The sequence below is a fragment of the Maribacter sp. MS6 genome, assembly GCF_056839185.1.
On sequence record NZ_CM166389.1, the window covers coordinates 3058926 to 3076541 of the forward strand.

Sequence of the window (17616 nt, forward strand, 5' to 3'; positions counted from 1 at the left end):
AACGAATTAAAAGATGAAAAATAAAATAATACTTATATCAACGATATTTTACTCCTTCTTAAGTTGGAACTGCACGGATTTAGAGGAAGATAGGTTGGACGAATCTGAATTCGGCGGTCAGGCAGAGACCGTTAGTGGTGTAATTGCGCCAGCTTACGGATATGTGTCCTGGACTTGGAGGCATACCCATTATTATGGTATGCAACTCCTTGCTTCAGATGAGGCTATTTTACCCTTTAGAGGTGGTACGGATTGGTTTGACGGCGGAAAATTTATAGCCACTCATGCCCATACCATAACACCCACTAATGATTTAATAGGGGATAGTTGGAACGAACTTACCACGAATATTTCTAGAACGTTGGCAGCCATAGAAGTGCTTAGGCCACTTTCGGAAGCTGGTGATGTAGAGGCAACGGGAGCATTGCACGAGATGCGAGCTTTAAGAGGCTATTTGAACCTGCTTCTATTAGATGGTTGGGGATTGGTGCTACAAAAAGAAACCTCCGATCAGCTATCACAAGTTTTGAGGGGGCAGGATGCAATCGACTATATTGAGAGTGAACTATTGGCGGTTGTTGACGTAATAAATACGGATAGAGGTCCAGGTAGGATGACGCAGTCTGCGGTCCAAGGATTGTTAGCACGGTTATACCTTAACGCGGCAGTATATCGCGATCCTTATGGCAATCCTGATTTTACCCAAGCGGATATGAGCTCGGTAATTCAATATACGGATGCCATAATCAATTCAGGTAACTTTTCATTATCGGCAGAATATTTTGACCTTTTTAACGATGACAATAACAGTAATCCTGAACTTATTTTTGCCTTAGACCAGCGGGGACAATTGAACAGAGAGCATAGCAGATGGGCTTATTGGCCAATTGCTGGATCAATGTTTCCGAGACCTGAATTTACCGGTGCAGATGGTACGGACGGCCCGGCGATTACCTCGGATTTCTATCAAACATGGATAGAAGCTTATCAAGACGTTGATCCCGCTGATGCGGATGCAAGATTCTATAAACAAAACACCTTGGTGCCCGAGGCGCAACTGCTTGACTTGGCAGGAAGAGCACCCTTATTGGAAACAGAAACCGAGGAAAGCCATTATTGTGTTACCGCAGAAGAATTTGAAATGGACAGAGGTATTCTTCGAGGTATTCAGTGGGGGCCCAGAAAGGGGGATGACGGTACGTTTTTAACCTGCGAAGGTGGCCAGGTTAGAATCTACCCCGTACAGCAGCGGAAAGGAAATGGTCCAGACCGTGACGTTGGCTATGTAGACCATACGGAGGAAATAAATTTTACGAACGAAGGTTCGTTTCATAACACAGGGTTTAGACCATCGAAATATCAATTTAGTCGCACTTCGCCCAACGGAAACAATTTTAGTAGTGTAGATTTGGTGCTGATGCGTTTGGCGGAAATTTACCTAATGAGAGCTGAAGCCAAATTGCGCAGCGGAGATAACGCTGGAGCCTTGGTAGATGTTAATGTGGTACGAACTTCAAGAAATGCAAGACCAGAGCAAACGCCACAAGCATTTTCTAATATAGATTTAGAGACACTTTTTCGTGAACGAGGTTTTGAACTATACTGGGAAGGCTTTAGAAGAACCGACCAAATACGTTTTGGCAAATATGAGGACTCGTGGACGGAAAAAACGGATTCCGACCCAAACAAGAGGCTTTTTCCTATTCCGCAAAGTACGGTAGATGCTGCATCGGGAATCAATGGCTTTTTGGAACAGAATCAAGGGTACTAAGGTAATAAAATAGATTATGTAAACGGCAGGGTTATTACCTTGCCGTTTTTGGTTGTTTGAAAAATCAATAAATCTAAACACCTTTGATGTTTTCAAGCAGCATTACTTTTTGAAACGATAGGTTGACGGCTTCAATTAAGTTGGTCTATCGTCCCTAAATAACATCAAGGAAAGTATTCACTTGCTTTTTTATATGAGCTGGCTAATCCTCCTTAATTTAAAGACTATATCTGTAAGCCTCTTTGTTTTTAAATGCTTGCCAAAGTAATTGTACAATTCCGGAATTCTTAAAGCTTCTCTGCAAAATCATATAATCCCTTGTCAATCATTCTACATCAATAAATATAGGATTAGAGTAGAACCATAATTCATCCCATGGACTTTCGCTTCTTTCATCTTTTTGAGGTTCCAGTTCATTACTATTGGTTCCTCTGATACGGATATAACTTTCTTTATTCACCTTCGAAATCGTGTAGTTTATCTCTCTAAACGCATCATTGACTGTCCAGTCAGAATCTGTGAAACGTGCAATAACCTGTGTAGTAGGATTGTTGTCGCTATTTCGATTGGTAACCGGCCCTCTTACTTCTCCCATTATCAAATCAACACGGCTAACTTCAGGGTTTTGTTTCCATGAGTTGAGGGTATCAGGGTCTTTAAAGCGAATGGTAACCTTTACATCTTCGCCATGGGCAATATGAATTTTACCTCCAATATCGGCAGTATGATGCCCCCCTTCTACCTGCACATAAAGTTCTGAGATTAAATCTCCGAGCGTTACAAAAACGCGGCCATTTCGGATACCGTCTATGACATCGTCGTGATTTTTTTGTGCAAGGACGTAGGTTTTGGAGTATTCGCCAGGCCAAAAATCGCTACCGCCTTCCCGCCAGTGAACATGTGAGTCGGAGTTTGCGGTAATCCACCAACGACGGCCTTCGCCCAACATTGAATCCCAAAACCCACCCAGCTTAGCAGTCATCTGATCAAAACCTCCCATAGTAGGGAATTGTCCATATCCACCCCGTGGTCGTTTACTTAAGGTACTGTCCCGATTTAGGGTAGCAGCTTGGTGACCGGGTGCTCCAGCCATACCTACGGCAATTTCAGGAGCTGTATCGTTCCAGTCTCTAAGTTCGGCAGGATCATCTTTTCCGTACACGCCCAACCCTGATGCAGATCGGGAAGGGTGATTGGCAATAACCACCGGTTTTGTGGCCATTGTATTCATAAATACCAATGCTTCAAGCATTCTGGGTTCAGTATCCCAACTTGGGTCAGATGGGTAAGGTTCTCTTTTATTGAATTGAGATTCTATGCTGTGCAAGTGGGTAGATTCATCATGGGAATGCGGGATAATTAAACTGGAGTGATCAGCACCGGGTGTATCGAATTCCATCCCATAAAACTGAATCACTTCGGGTACAACTTTTCTAGAATACACCAATTCGGGATAGGCCATTTCCAGATTTACTTTACTGTGATTGGGACCGCCATGATCGGTGGTTACCATCCATGAAAGACCATAATATTTAGCCATTAAGGCATTCATGGGTGTTGGATAAATGGCATCCCCTCCTTTAATGGGGGTGGGAGGATCCACTTCATAATCCCAGCCTACACTATATCTGGAATGAATATGATGGTCTCCCGCCAGCCATAATCGGTTGTTTTTGTCCTGTGCCAAAGTTGAATGCTGTAATCCAAGCGTTAGCAACATCATCGATAAAGAAACAAAGGGGGATAGGACTGTAGTTGAGAAAAAGAAACGCATAAGATGGATGGACTAAAACTTTGATTTACATTATGTGATGAAGATAGTATTTTGTTACCACAACTACTTTACCATATCGTTACCCTTTTTAAAATCATTAGATATATACTTGCAACAAAAAACTGGAGGAATTGATGGAACTATTCACGGACGAACTGGACGGGTTCACCAAGGCTTTGGCCAGACTTCAACAGCTGACCAAAACGTGGAGAATCTACTGGAAAATCATTTAAGGCAGGAAAAGGAAAAGACCTTACAACTTCAAGAACCCGTCCACTCATTGAAGGAGTGTTTGTCGATACTATATTTATTTATATCATGGATTATATATTAGCTATTTTTTATTTTTTCACCATAATAAGACTTCTACGGCCTCATCCAGTACTTCTACACCAAACTCACGAACATAAGCCTTTGTGGTTAGAACACTTTGGTGACCTAGTGTTTCCCCAATGACATCGATACTTATCCCTTTCTCGCGAAGGCACATTGCGAAACTATGACGTGCGACGTAGCTCGTTACATTTTTGGTAATACCTGCTTTCGTTGCCAATGTTTTAAGTGCTTTATTGTATTGTGATAGCATCTTATGCTTACGATTTTCGATTTGCATAGGAGTTAGAACATCATGTAGTAAAATTGGAAATACGTAGTTAGTATCTCTTCTGTTTTCGTCGTAATACTTCAAAATCTCCCTTACAGGTGGTACAATCTTAAGGGAAAAATTACCTTGAGTTTTTGCCCTGGCATAAGTAATACGAGTCCGGGTTAAATCTGACCACCTCAGACGCATCATATCCGCAAAGTTCATACCTCTGGTGTAGAAACTGAATAGAAAATAGTTTTTAGCATTGATAAGCTGAACATCTTCTTCGCAATCTATATTTTTGAATAGCTCTATTTCCGCCATAGTCAGGGCATGCTTGATCCGTTTCCCTCTAAGTTTTGATATTTTGTATTTATGGAATGGGTAAAGGTTTTGTTTTATCAAATCTCTACGAATGGCCAGATTGAAAATTGTACGAAGGCTCCTCATGCGAACCGCAATGCCACCATTTGAACCACCTCTACTTCGTAAAAAGACCTCGTACTTATCTAAGAAGGTCACATTGATTTCCCGCATGTGTAATATGGGCTTTTTATAAAATTTTCTTAAGGAACGGATGGTGTCTCTATTGTTTCGAGCATAACCCGTTCGTCCGGATAGTACCAAATCTTTGACTACGGAATCCCAAAATTCGAATAAATCGATTTTACTTCGTTTTGAACCAAAGCGAAAGCGCTGTTCAAATTCATTGAGGGTAAAATCAATATCGTCTATTTCAAATTCTGAGATGATGTTACGTGCTTTGATTTTTATGGTATCCAATAGACGATTATTCTGCATGGCATTCGGATGTCTAGTTTTAAAGCAATGCTCTTTGCTGTCCCAGTTTTCTTTTTTGACTAAAAGTCCTGTTGCTAGAATTTTTTTCTGTCGGTCTTTTAGGACTTGTAGCACGATAGGATATTCTCCGTCTAAATTCGCTCTTGTCTTTAATTTTAGTTTGATACTAACCATGCTTTTTTATTAGAGGGTGAAACATTGGTGAAACAAATTCCATAGTTTCAGAAAGCGCATGAAAACAAGTAAAAACAAAAACCCAACAAATACAAGGGTTCCGAGAGATTGAAGAAAAATGCAAATAAATGATAAGGGAAATATTCGCGCTGTTAATCAGAGGGTCCTTGGTTCGAGCCCAAGAGGGGGAGCTTTAAAATCAGACAGTTACATGAATTTGTAGCTGTCTTTTTTAGTTTTCAGCGTGTTTTCAGCGTGCTTTTTTTTACATCCGAGTAAATTTTCTTTTCCAATTTGGAAAGGTTAAATTATGTAAAGTTGGATAGAAGAAGAATGGCTTAACGAGTAGTTAAACCAGATTGTTTAAAACATAAGACTTAAATCTAGAATCTAGTGCCTTACGATGTGAGAGTTCGAGTCTCTCCTCCTGTACAAAAGGAAAGCCGACTTTTAGGAGTCGGCTTTTTTTATTTAGGAACAACATTTGAATTGTTGGGTTTTCATCTTGAAATAAAGATTGACACAGGTCAAAACCCTTTGAAAACTGGTATTTCACAACGAATTAATATACGGATAGTTAAAATTATATATCCTTTTAATGATAATTGTTTTTAAACACTATTTACGAATTAAACTATTCAACTTGTCTGTCAGCAAGAAGAAACATTCTATGGTTTACACGACAAGGTGTTTGAACGCTTAGGATCAAAACGAAAGGATGCAGCCTCAAAAGGTCTATTGTATTTAGAAAGTCGCTATCCGTGAACTAAATTCATGATTTTGGTTGTATAGGTAAACGTGGGTTTAAATGTTACTTGGTTACAGGCTCGAAAACTTGGAGTTTCACAAAATTTCTATGGATTATACACCAATAATATGTTATATTGCGTATATTATATGTAATTGAATATTGTAATTATGGCGACAATCAGAAAATCATTGACTATTACTACCGCTCAGGAAGAGTGGATAAAGTTACAAATTGAAAATGGTGGTTTCGCGAACGATAGCGAATACATGCGACATCTAATACGTTTAGATGAAGAACGGAATAGGGATTTTTTAATTACCAAGGCGGCTATACAAGCAGGATATGATAGCGGAATGAGTTCTAAAATTAGGTCTGTTGATGAAATTATTGAAGCTGCAATAGTTCGTAAAAAGAAGAGAAATGTCTAGTTATCATTTATCGTCGAAAGCAGATGATGATATCGACGATATAGTAGATTATACTTTGGAGACTTGGGGCGAATCACAGACTAATAACTATGTTACCGAGTTATACCAATTTTTACAGACTCTTGCAGATAATCCTGACCTTGGTCGCAGCGCTTCTGAATTTGTGGCACCTTTGAAAAGATATAGTTACAAAGCACATACTATTTTCTACGAACCAACAAGAAAGGGAATATTCGTTGTTCGTATTTTAGGTCAAATAAGGGATTTCAAAAGACATCTTTAACCGCTAATTAAGTCGGTTTTTAAAGTTCAAATAAAGGTGGGTATAAATGAAATAGTTTAATTAAGTCCAAAAAGATTTATTTAAACTATATAGGTGGTATTTGTCTTGGTCAACTCCAAGTTATTCCTTGGACAATCAAAAGTTGACTACAGTTCCAAAATAGACGGTCCTTTGTTGGAAAAGGGAACTGCTCCTTTCTGTATAATCGAAATTATAAGTGAACTCCCTGATATTTTCTCTATTCAAGACATTATTGATAGTGCCAAATAGTATGATATTCAATTTCTCGGAGACAGGAATCGATTTAGTTAGGCTGAAATCCATAATTCCATAATCGGGCAGCCTTTCTTGATTTTCAGGGGAACTGAATTCCGGTCTGAATACATTCAGATCCGGTTCAAATACGGCTATTGAGAAAGGGCGGTAGTAATTTCCTTGTCTAAAGGAAAAATTAGAATTGCACGTCCAAGAACTATTGATTTTCCAGGCCAGGTTACCCCTTATGAAATAGTCAAGATCAAAGGCTGTAGGAAATTCGATTCCTTCGACATTGGTCGAAGTTCCATCAATCAGGCTGTAGGAAATTTGACCCCTAAGTTTATCGATAATGTTGCCTTCCGCGAATAGTTCCAAACCTATCAGATTATTTTCCAGATTGTTCACCCTAGCCTTCTTAGCAAAGATGGAGGCGGTCATAGTCATATTATTAGCATTCTTATACGAGTAATCAAGGGACAACTGCTCGCTTTCGTTCAAAATAGCTACTCCCTCCATTCCAAAGTCAAATTTGTGATAATTGCCAACGGCCAATGTAAGCGAACTGTTAGAGTTAAGTTTAAACTTGGAGCTTAACTGGCTACTCAGGAAATTTTTTTGAGTACCGGTGGCCAGATTTCCTCTTACTCCACCACCGAAAATCCATTTATTGTTCAGGTAATAGGTGAGGTATGTATATAGTTCAGGTCGTATAAGTTCACTAGTGATATCGATTGACTCGGCTGGGAAATCGGGCCCTTGGGCATAGTCGATAGTATAGAACGTTCCATCGAAACGCTGCTGTCGATAATCATAGGCAAATCCTGATTTAAGCCTGATTTTTCCAAGGGAAACCTTATAGTTCAAAGAGCCAAAGGCATCGAAGTTATTAAGTCTGATATCCGTATCGGCGAATGAAAAATCGGTTTTTGAAAAGCTTAAGCTACTATTGAAGGTGAATTCGTGGTCATTATGTCTTCGCCTTAAGTTGGTAACGGTAAAGTTTCGTTTTTTGCGCTGTTCGAAAAGTGTTAACAATGTGGGCCGTCTATAATTGAAATCATATCCTTCCAACAACGAGTAATTAAAGATCTTTAGAACAGTCTTATCGCTCAGTACATTTAGATAATTTACTCCCAGATCAATAGAACTGAAAGCTTCAATGTCTTGAAGGGCATCTGCATTTATCGCTTTGATCACTCCTGACGGCTGATAATTGTAAAAAGCAGTAATTGACTGTTTTTCGCCTAAAGATCGGCCGATAAGAAATCCATAGCTGGCCAGGGATACCGTGGCAGTATTCAGCGATACCTTTGGCAGTTCCTCTGTGGTTTTTATAGCGACCAGTCCTGAAGTAGTGTTTCCATATTCTAAAGGAGGATTACCTGGAAACACCAATAATTCATCTATAATTGCTGTATTAAAGATACCAAATGTACCTATGCCGTTCAGTTGTGAGAAACGGACAAAGTCATATAGCGGGACATTGTTCAGGAACATTCCGGTCTCCCCTGGACTACTTCCCCTGAAACTTATATTTGCGGATTCATCCAAAGTTGTGCTAGAAGGTAAGGAGTTTACTGCCAGAAGTGGATCGGCCTTCGCACTTGGATTAAGATAGATATCCAGGCGTTCTATTTTTTTATAGGTAAATTCTTCCGCTACTAGCCGCTCCGCAGTAAGTACCACTTCATCCATACTATTGGTCGACATCTGTAATCCTATTTCTATAAACGATTCGCCTAAAAAGGGCATTGATACTTCATTATATCCAACATAGGAAATGATGAGTGTATCACCGTTAATCAATCCCTTTACAGAGAACGTACCGTTTATGTCCGTAGTGGCACCGACTTGCCAATTGCTCTTTACATAAATGTTGGCACCTACCAACGGCTCTTTGGTATCGCTATCTATAACCTTTCCGGTTATGACCTTCTGTGCCATGGCACCAACTGGAAGGAGAAAAAACAATATGTATAGTGAAAAACGCATCTTACTTGTCTATCGAGGGAAGTAGTGAATATTTGACCCACCCAAAGTTGGGCTCTATTTCCAATGCCTTCTCGTATACTTTTTTGGCCATCTCCATTTGGTCGTTGGCCACATAAGCTTGTCCCAGCCAAGCCATGGCATCCAAATATCTCCAGTTCGATTTGATTAGGGCCGCGTCCGCTTCATAAAGTTCGACTGCCTTTTTGAAAGAGGAGAGTGCAAGCTTGATATCCCCCCCGAACATAGCTGGTGTAAATAGTTTAGAAGAACCATAAACCTGCCATACCAAAGGTGATAACGGATCTAGCTTGGTAGCCTCTTGGATATTTGTACTACTTTTTCCACCTAGGAACATGCCTTTATAACTACTATATCCCATTTCCCAGCCATATATAGCTGATAGAATAGCTTTTGCATTTGCAACTTGATAATCGGCTTCTATCAGTTCTTCGATATTGTCCTTGGCCTTTTTAAAATGGTCATCGAATAGGTCTTCGTCTTGATCGACCATAGTCGCCCCCAGAAGACCATGTTGGGCAAGTAATAAATGGTAAAGGTTTTCATTGGTCTTTGCATTTTGATAATTATCCTGTTGTTTGCTTACAAGCTGTTTCCAAAGACTCTTGTTATTGGTAACATAAGCCTGATAAGCCATTTTTTCGGCCTCTGATTGTGCATAGGTGATAAAAGACAAGAATAAAATGGCGAATGTCAATTTTAGCGTGTTCATAAGTTTAGTTTTAATGAATATATTATAATAAAGTAGTTTGTTTTATAAACCATATAGATAAAAAAATTAGTGTTTTAAATACTGCTGGATGTGCTCTACGTATTCCTCGAATGCCTTAATCCCCTTTTTTGTTACCTTACATGTAGTTAGTGGCATATTTCGCTTATACGATTTAGTAACTTCTACATAACCAGCAGTAGATAGTTTACCTATTTGTACGCTCAGATTACCGGCAGTTGCCCCTGTCTTCTCTTTAATGTAAACGAATTCCGCAGACTCAACGCTCATCAATAGTGACATAACAGCAAGCCTTAACTGGGAATGTAAAAGTGGATTCAGAGTGTTGAAATTGCTCATCTAACTATGATTTTTTCAAAAGGTAGCCTGGAATCAGATAACCTATAGTCACTGCAATAGCTGAAACCAATGGAGCGTAACTGTAATCTATTGCAAGTATTACGGCGGAAAACACCCAAAATAAACTGCCTCCATATATCAATGGCTTGAATTTCAATATACAGCCAGTAATAAATGCGCATGTACCAGCCAATATAAGTATTAAGGCGGGAATAAGCTCTCCAAACCGTCCAGAGAAAATAAAGAGTAGTGTACCGAACAAGAAGGACAGCCATACCCACTTTATAAGATCATTTCCATAGGTCTTGACCTTTTCAAATTTAGATGTTCTATAACCATGGATAAAACTAAAGACCCAAGCCGGGATCGCAACCAACCAAATGATATATGGATGCGGATAAGTAGTCAACTCTGCAATGATATATTGACCAAGATTAGCCACCACCACCACCCATCCCCATAACAGAAGATAAAAACTATTCCCTTTGAAATTCACTTTGGTAGTTTGAATCATTTTGGTAATGAGTTCCAAACTTTCCTGATTGGTCATTGTTTTTTCTGGTTCCATTTAGCTAATATAAAGTAGTTTGTATTATAAACCAAATTAAATTTAGTATTTGGTTTACAGTTATTATCGATAACTTTTGTCAAACATGAGGAATGAGATGATCTATTCAAACAAGCGTGTCTTAATCTTGCGTGTAAAGAACGGACATAGTATACCACCACCGGCGGATTAAAGTGAGCATAGTAATATTTATTGTAAACCCTTTTCTAACATAGTCTGAAACGATTTTTTAAGTGGTTCACTTTGACCGTTTTTTATAATTTAAATCCTATCCAAGATAACTTTCCGGTACGACTTCCCAATAGGTAATTTGGTTTCGTTTTGCAGTACTACCTGATTGCCATCAATCAACTTAAGTTGATTAAAATTAATAGCAAAGGATTTATGAATCCTTAAAAAGTTACTCGGTAGTTTCTCCAAAAACTCGGTAAGCGTTTGTGGGGTGAGCACCATAGTGTCCGCAAAAATTTTGATGTAATTGCCATACGCTTCTATATGGGTTATCGCTTTTAAATCAAGCTTAATGATTTTCTTGTCGCTTTTTACAAATAGTGTTTTAGGGATGTCCTCCTCTGAAGTTTCAGGTAGTGTATGGTTGGGTGGAACTAGCTGCTGTACTTTTGAAATTGCCTTTAGAAAACGTTCCAATGAAAAAGGCTTTAAAAGGTAATCGGTTACGGATAACTCAAATCCCTCAACAGCATACTCTGGATACGCGGTAGTAATAATTACGTTGGGCTGTTGCTTCATGGTTTTTAACAGGCTTAAACCTGAAAGCTTTGGCATGTTGATATCTAGAAACAAAATGTCTACGGTATCTTGTTGCAGAACTTCCATGACTTCAAACGCATTGGTACAGCTTGCCGTTAAGGTGAGATAAGGAATATCCGCTACATAGCTTTCTATAATCTGTCGTGCAATGGGTTCATCGTCGGCAATGATGCATTTTAGGGTTTTCATTAGATTTATTTTTGTTCAAACAATTACTCGTTAAGCCAAGTGATGGCATGGTTAATTTGCTTATCATTGGCCATGGTAATATGATGTTGAAATGGTATAGCAACATCGACTCTAACATGTTGGTCGTAACTCTTTTTATTTCGGTCTATAAAAATATCTTGCGAAATAATCATGGCCAACTCATCACTTACTATGTCGTATCCGTTACCCGTAGTGTACCCCGCAGTTTTTTCGCCAATAAATTTTGTATTTGGTCTCCCTTTAAAGGTAATGGCCAGCATTTCACCAGAACTAATCGTATATCTACTCAATAATACAGCAACTTTTTCAGTGGCGGGAATATTGGGTTGGCTATCCATAGCACACGTAAGTCTTGCATAATTATAAAGCTGTGCTTTTTTAATGGTATAATCTCTGATTTCGTTTCGCGAATTAATAGCACCACCAATAAACCCCTCACCAATTAAGGGCGCAAGACCGGAAACCATAGGTTCAATGTTTCCCCCGCCATTATATCGTAAATCAACTATCCATTTATTTACTCCTTTCTCTTTGAGCGTTTTTAGTCCATTTCGAATAAGATCGGCCTGTTTTTTTACATCTCCAGGACCTATGCCAACGACTCTTAAATAACCTACTTTGTTGTCTAAAAGTTGATACGAAAATTTAGCGGAAATATCATTTATAACGCTAGTAAGGAATTCGGTATCTCGTTCTGGATTCTCTGGTTCAAGTTTTCCATTGTAACTAGCAACAATACTATAATCGGTCAACAATCTGAAAGATGCGTGCTTATCCCCTAAACTATTGATTAGAAATTGAAGTCCTTCCTTTAAGTCTCCTACATCTGTTTTGTTCTTTGTTAAGGCAATGAATTCCTGATTGACCTTTTTCCATTTGACCTGATTCGTGTATAGAGAAGTTTCCTTTGCTTTTTGAACAATAGGATGCCATTCAACTTGCTCTTTTTGTGCATAGCCACAAGAACAGAGCAGAAGTAGGGTGAGAAGTTTGATTGACGTTTTCATATCGATTTAATTTTAAAAATTTCTAGCGAAACAGCATATCGAGTGTTTGTTGATTTTGTGATTAACCGATGAGTATCCGGATACATCAATGCCAAGCGTTTTTTTGCATTTTGAAGTCCTATACCGCTCTTCCCTTTTTCTAAATCAGTCTCTTTTGTAACCGTAGTATCCATTGAATTGACGCATTCGAACAAAAGCGAATCGGCTTCGGCCTTTATGCTTATTATGACACTGTTCTGTTCTTTTTTTGCTGCGCTAAAATGTTTGAAGGCATTCTCTACGAATACTATCAATAACATAGGCGCAATTTGACGCGAAGCGAAGTCCCCCGTTTTAGTAAAAACAATTTCGGTCTCGTCCTCTAATCTAATTTTCTCCAACGCAACGTAATTTTCTAAATACATAATTTCTTTTTCCAACGGTACCATTACTTCCTTGGTTTCGTACAGGCTGTAGCGTAACAAATCCGATAGCTTTAGCATTAGGCCAGGCAATTTATCCGATTTTATTACTGAAAGCCCATAAAGGTTGTTTAGGGTATTAAACAAAAAATGAGGATTTAATTGTGCTTTTAACAATTTCAGTTCTGCTTCTTTTTCTTGTTGTCGTCTTGTAAAACTGTCTCGTGCAATTTTTATGGTAGATGCAAAAACAAGGGCCAACACCATAATGCCTAAAAAATTAAAGTACCGGCTCCATGCAAAAGCAACTTCACTTACGTTATTGAGTATTGCTACAGATATACCGGTAAATATTAATGTGTTAGAAAGAAATAAGGCAACGAATTTACCCGTAGATTTTCTAAAAAAGGGCAGGATATATAGGTTATTTACGTACACGGGTGGCGCCAACAAAGCGATAGCGAATAAAGAAGCCAATACCCTATTGTCATTTTGTATCGCCGTCATAAAGATGAGGAACAGAAAAAACCAAATAAAGAGGTTCTGAGCTATTTTATGATCAACAAATGTATCAAGTTTAGACATTTCTTAGGTTTAAGTTGTGAGTCAAAAGTACTTTTTATCGCCATATTACCCATGTTTAAATGTCAAATGCTATTCGTTGGATGACCAACGGCCAGTTTTTCGTGATTTCGGTACTATTTAACGCTTATCATTTAAGACCATACGTTGGTCATTCTTATTTTTAAAAGGGGCAGTTTCATCTCACTTTTGAAGTCTAAACTTTAAAACAATAGATATGAAACCTAAAATTACAATCAGCATCCTTTTAGCGCTACTTCTTAATGTAACGGTATTTTTCTCTCAAGAACCGAACTTAAAGTCAATCGTGACAAAATACCAAAGTTCCTTTAAGGAAAATAATCAGGGTGTAGGAATACTCGTCAAACGGGATAACGAAGTGTATACTACGAGTATTGGAAATCATAATTTAACCGAACAGAGTGTTTTCAACATTGGTAGTGCAACAAAAACGTTTACTTCCATTTTGATTTTACAAGAAGTTGAAAAGGGAAACCTAAAGCTTAACGATACATTAGGTAAATATCTTGACCCTATTCCTAATGTTGATGGCACTTTGACCATAGAACAGTTGCTTGCTCATGAATCGGGATTGGATGAAGTGATCAGTAAGAATATTCAGGATATTTTTTATGCCAAAAGCGATTCTCTTTATCAAGATGATTTGTTGCAACAGGTAAGTGAAAATAATCCTGACATGGTCGGGAAATATGACTACTGTAATACCAATTATTTTTGTTGGGAAGGATTATTGAGAAGCTGACCGACCAAAATTACTTTGATGTAGTTCGTGAGCGTATTATTGAGCCGATTCAATTGCAGAACACCTACCCTTATGTGCACAAAAATCTACCCAATTTGGCAACACCCATGCACGATGATAAAGATGTATCCGAGTTTTTGGACTATAGATATTTTGCCAATGTAGCTTTTGCTGCTGGTAGTGTGGCTTCATCCTTGGTTGATATGGAAGTGTTTTATACAAGCCTTTTTGAAACAGAAAAACTACTAAAAAAGGAAACGTTGGCACTGCTATTGGAATCGGGTAACGACGTTTATGGGCTAGGAATTTTTAAACCGAATCCTAAAGAAGGAAACTACTACGGGCATGGTGGTAACAACATTGGTTACTCTTTTAGAAACGGTTATAACCCTGACACAAAAAATCTTTTTATGATTTTCTCGAACTCTAGAAAAATCCCGCAAAGTAAAGTGATTAACGCAGATTTAATCGCTTTTTCTGACGGGGAACCCATTACCCAATTTTCTGCTATAGATATTGAAAACTTTAAAGACTATACCGGCACCTATCTTTTAGCAGAGGCTAATCTAGAATTCGTAATTCAATTAGATGGTGAGAGTATGTATTTACTGGTTCCTGCACAAGATGCAAAAAGTGAGCTCACGCAAAAAAATGAAACTACCTTAATGGATACCTCCGTTGGTGCAACTTTTAGTATTATCAAGGGTGCTGAAGATCGTTTAAAATTTGAGCAAAATGGATTTTCAACAGAAATAGTAAAGGTGACTTCTCCAAATGCTATCTCTGAACAGAAATAATTTAGGTAAACATCCAAAAACAATACGTATGAAACTTACCGTTACCAATGTGTCAAAACGATACGGAAATTCAACATTCGGACTTAAAGATTTTTCCATAACCATGGAAAACGGAATCTTAGGACTCTTAGGTCCTAACGGTGCTGGAAAATCAACCCTATTAAAGATGATCGCTACCGTAAGTAAGCCTTCCGAAGGTATTATTTGCTTGAACAAAAATAATATCATAAAAGACCCGAATTATATGCGGCAGCAATTAGGGTTTCTGCCTCAAGATTTTGGGGTGTACCCTAACCTCAATGCTTTTGAATTTTTAAAATATATGGCGGCGATAAAAGGGGTAGGAGGGGCCAATATGAATCAACGCATTAAGCAACTTTTAGAAGGGTTAAACTTGATGGAAGCTGCTAAGAAACCAATTGGTTCGTATTCTGGAGGTATGAAGCAAAGGGTAGGTATTGCGCAAGCGCTTCTCAACAATCCCAAAGTGGTGATTTTTGACGAGCCCACAGTAGGATTAGACCCAGAAGAACGGGTTCGTTTTCGGAATTTAATTTCAGATTTAGCAAATGATAGCATCGTAATTCTTTCCTCCCATATCGTATCGGATATCGATACCATTGCGGATAAAGTGGCTATCATGAAAAGCGGTAGTTTGATTACCCATGGGAATCAAGAAGATGTGATAAACCAGATACACGGAAACGTATTTGAAGCCATAATTCCAAAGCTAGATTTGAATGCTTTTAAATTGGAACATACCGTTGTAAGTACAGCACGTAAAGATGAACAATTGACTGTCAGATATCTCAGTGATGAACCTATTGCGAATTCAGTTCCTAAGGAAGCAAATTTAGAGGATGCGTATTTATACCTAACTAAAACCATTTAAGATGAAACATTTTTTAGCTATTGTAAAATATGATTATATACAGCGTACAAGAACGTACTCTTTTTTGATTACTTTATGTGCTAGTTTGGTCATCGCTTATATTTTTTTACCTGCACCGGATGCAGGTTATTCTACCATTAGAATTTCAGATTATGTTGGGCAATATAATTCTTCCTGGGTCGGTTATATAACCGCAATCTTAACTAGCGTTTTTTTATCGCTGATTGGCTTTTATTTAATATCGGGAAGTATAAAAACGGATAATGAAACGAGAATAGGACAGATTATCTCTGCAACACCGATAACGAATTTTACGTATCTGCTCGCGAAAGCTAGTAGTAATTTTTTGTTACTCCTTACGCTTATGGGCATTATCTTTTTAATGAGTATTGGTTTATTTTTTTTATATGGCGATAGTTTCCCATTTGAACCATTACAATTTGTACGGCCATACCTAATCATTGCGGTTCCTACCATGGTTTTTATTTCGGTTTTGGCACTAGTTTTTGAGCTGATTTTTGGAAAATATACCATTGGTCAAAATGCAGTATTCTTTTTTCTTTTCTCCGCTATGATGTTATATAATCCTAAAACCGAGCTACAGCAAGCCTTTGATGTATTTGGCAGTAAGCTGGTTACCCAGCAATTGGAGCAAACGGTAAGAGAGATTAAAAATACTGACAGCAACGAAGCGTTAGGAATAGGATATATAATAAGTAGTAACCAAGAAACAAAACATTTTCAGTTTAATGGAGTTAATTTTTCCGCGCCTTACATTTTAGGTCGTTTAGCACTTATGGTATTAAGTTTTACGGTGTTGTTTTTGGTTTCTCCTTTCTTTCATCGTTTTAATCTAAGGGAAAGAAAAGAAATAATAAAGAAGAAAACCCTATTGGAAAAGCAACCGATTACACAAGTTTTAAGTATAGGTAATTTAGTAGCTATGAGTAAAAACTTTAGTGTTTGGCCATTATTTAAAGTAGAATTTTTAATGCTATTAAGAAAAGGGAAATCTTGGCTATGGCTTTTCAATTGCTCAGGAATTATCTTGTTAGCAGTACTTCCAATTGAGGTTGCCCATCAAATAGTATTGCCAATATTATGGTTTTTACAAGTACATCGATTCTCCGATATTATCACCAAAGAGACCACGAATAGGATGCATTACTTTGCCTTTTCCTCCTACCTGCCAGTACGTCGGTTATTAACTTCTCAATTGAGTTCGGCTGTTGTTCTTATGTTGGGACTTGCACTGCCATTGCTAATACGGTATGCAGTATTCATGAATGTTCAAGCATTATTAAATGTTGTTTTAGGAGGTTTTTTTATTGTGCTTTTAGCTGCTTTTTTAGGTTTGTTGACCAAGGGTAAAAAGCTTTTCGAAATATTATTTTTCTTACTCACCTACGCTAACCTGAATAAGGTTGCATTATTAGATTATTTTGGAGGAATGGTTCAGAACAGTATGCAATTGGGGAGTCTTAGCCTTTTGGTTTTAGTGTTAACGGTAAGTGTTTTATTAATAAGAAGGTTGCAATTAACATGAGGAATATAAACTCATTTTTGCAGGTCACATTTGCGAATTTTATAACATAGCCCACTTTTTTAACTCTAAGGAATTATTTTTTCTGATAATTTTGGTTATTTATATGATAATTCTAGGCTATGCTATATTTAAAAAGTGTCGAATCATCATCTGAATGATTTTATATCTAGCTTA

17 protein-coding genes are annotated in these 17616 nt (G+C 38.0%); 8 read left to right on the plus strand and 9 right to left on the minus strand.

Annotation, left to right across the window (positions count from 1 at the left end):
- Positions 1 to 13: 13 nt before the first annotated feature.
- The gene (locus MS6x_RS13360) at positions 14 to 1771 is read left to right on the plus strand and encodes a RagB/SusD family nutrient uptake outer membrane protein (RefSeq protein WP_482602857.1); all 1758 of its coding nucleotides are present in this window, start codon (positions 14 to 16) and stop codon (positions 1769 to 1771) included.
- 325 nt (positions 1772 to 2096) lie between these two features.
- On the opposite strand, the gene MS6x_RS13365 is transcribed toward MS6x_RS13360, so the two are convergent.
- On the minus strand, positions 2097 to 3494 hold the full coding sequence (locus MS6x_RS13365) for a hypothetical protein (protein ID WP_482602859.1): 1398 nt from the start codon (positions 3492 to 3494) through the stop codon (positions 2097 to 2099).
- 173 nt (positions 3495 to 3667) lie between these two features.
- Between MS6x_RS13365 and MS6x_RS13370 the strand changes: the two genes are divergently transcribed.
- Positions 3668 to 3778 carry a DUF6730 family protein gene (locus MS6x_RS13370; protein WP_482607172.1) on the plus strand — a complete coding sequence of 37 codons (111 nt, stop codon included), beginning with the start codon at positions 3668 to 3670 and terminating at the stop codon, positions 3776 to 3778.
- Positions 3779 to 3894: 116 nt separating this feature from the next.
- Here the strand turns inward: MS6x_RS13370 and MS6x_RS13375 are convergent, their stop codons facing one another.
- Complete coding sequence (locus tag MS6x_RS13375; RefSeq protein ID WP_482602861.1) at positions 3895 to 5106, minus strand: phage integrase SAM-like domain-containing protein; 1212 nt, start codon at positions 5104 to 5106, stop codon at positions 3895 to 3897.
- A 918-nt stretch (positions 5107 to 6024) separates the two neighbouring features.
- On the opposite strand from MS6x_RS13375, the gene MS6x_RS13380 reads away from it, so the two are divergent.
- On the plus strand, positions 6025 to 6285 hold the full coding sequence (locus MS6x_RS13380; RefSeq protein ID WP_482602863.1) for a ribbon-helix-helix domain-containing protein: 261 nt from the start codon (positions 6025 to 6027) through the stop codon (positions 6283 to 6285).
- On the plus strand, positions 6278 to 6568 hold the full coding sequence (locus MS6x_RS13385; protein WP_482602865.1) for a type II toxin-antitoxin system RelE/ParE family toxin: 291 nt from the start codon (positions 6278 to 6280) through the stop codon (positions 6566 to 6568). Before MS6x_RS13380 ends, MS6x_RS13385 begins: the two co-directional genes overlap by 8 nt.
- 135 nt (positions 6569 to 6703) lie before the next feature.
- On the opposite strand, the gene MS6x_RS13390 is transcribed toward MS6x_RS13385, so the two are convergent.
- From MS6x_RS13390 to MS6x_RS13420, 7 genes are all read right to left on the minus strand, one after another.
- Positions 6704 to 8818 carry a carboxypeptidase-like regulatory domain-containing protein gene (locus tag MS6x_RS13390; protein ID WP_482602867.1) on the minus strand — a complete coding sequence of 705 codons (2115 nt, stop codon included), beginning with the start codon at positions 8816 to 8818 and terminating at the stop codon, positions 6704 to 6706.
- 1 nt (position 8819) lies between these two features.
- On the minus strand, positions 8820 to 9548 hold the full coding sequence (locus MS6x_RS13395) for a tetratricopeptide repeat protein (RefSeq protein WP_482602869.1): 729 nt from the start codon (positions 9546 to 9548) through the stop codon (positions 8820 to 8822).
- A gap of 66 nt (positions 9549 to 9614) precedes the next feature.
- Positions 9615 to 9905: a winged helix-turn-helix domain-containing protein gene (locus tag MS6x_RS13400; RefSeq protein WP_482602871.1), complete on the minus strand. Its 291-nt coding sequence runs from the start codon at positions 9903 to 9905 to the stop codon at positions 9615 to 9617.
- Between the two features lie 4 nt (positions 9906 to 9909).
- Entirely contained in the window at positions 9910 to 10473 is a 564-nt protein-coding gene (locus MS6x_RS13405; RefSeq protein WP_482602873.1) for a hypothetical protein, read from the minus strand.
- Positions 10474 to 10734: 261 nt separating this feature from the next.
- The gene (locus tag MS6x_RS13410) at positions 10735 to 11433 is read right to left on the minus strand and encodes a LytR/AlgR family response regulator transcription factor (RefSeq protein ID WP_482602875.1); all 699 of its coding nucleotides are present in this window, start codon (positions 11431 to 11433) and stop codon (positions 10735 to 10737) included.
- 23 nt (positions 11434 to 11456) lie between these two features.
- Positions 11457 to 12461, minus strand: a complete 1005-nt coding sequence (locus tag MS6x_RS13415; RefSeq protein ID WP_482602877.1) for a S41 family peptidase — start codon at positions 12459 to 12461, stop codon at positions 11457 to 11459.
- Complete coding sequence (locus tag MS6x_RS13420) at positions 12458 to 13447, minus strand: sensor histidine kinase (RefSeq protein ID WP_482602879.1); 990 nt, start codon at positions 13445 to 13447, stop codon at positions 12458 to 12460. The genes MS6x_RS13415 and MS6x_RS13420 overlap by 4 nt, the downstream gene beginning before the upstream one ends.
- A gap of 214 nt (positions 13448 to 13661) precedes the next feature.
- On the opposite strand from MS6x_RS13420, the gene MS6x_RS13425 reads away from it, so the two are divergent.
- The 4 genes from MS6x_RS13425 to MS6x_RS13440 are packed head-to-tail and all read left to right on the plus strand — an operon-like array spanning position 13662 to position 17442.
- Positions 13662 to 14207, plus strand: coding sequence for a serine hydrolase domain-containing protein (locus MS6x_RS13425; protein ID WP_482602881.1), 546 nt, complete (start codon positions 13662 to 13664; stop codon positions 14205 to 14207).
- The gene (locus MS6x_RS13430; protein ID WP_482602883.1) at positions 14183 to 15004 is read left to right on the plus strand and encodes a serine hydrolase domain-containing protein; all 822 of its coding nucleotides are present in this window, start codon (positions 14183 to 14185) and stop codon (positions 15002 to 15004) included. Before MS6x_RS13425 ends, MS6x_RS13430 begins: the two co-directional genes overlap by 25 nt.
- Before the next feature lie 28 nt (positions 15005 to 15032).
- Positions 15033 to 15896, plus strand: a complete 864-nt coding sequence (locus MS6x_RS13435; protein ID WP_482602885.1) for an ABC transporter ATP-binding protein — start codon at positions 15033 to 15035, stop codon at positions 15894 to 15896.
- A 1-nt stretch (position 15897) separates the two neighbouring features.
- Positions 15898 to 17442: an ABC transporter permease gene (locus MS6x_RS13440; RefSeq protein ID WP_482602887.1), complete on the plus strand. Its 1545-nt coding sequence runs from the start codon at positions 15898 to 15900 to the stop codon at positions 17440 to 17442.
- The last annotated feature ends 174 nt before the right edge of the window (positions 17443 to 17616 follow it).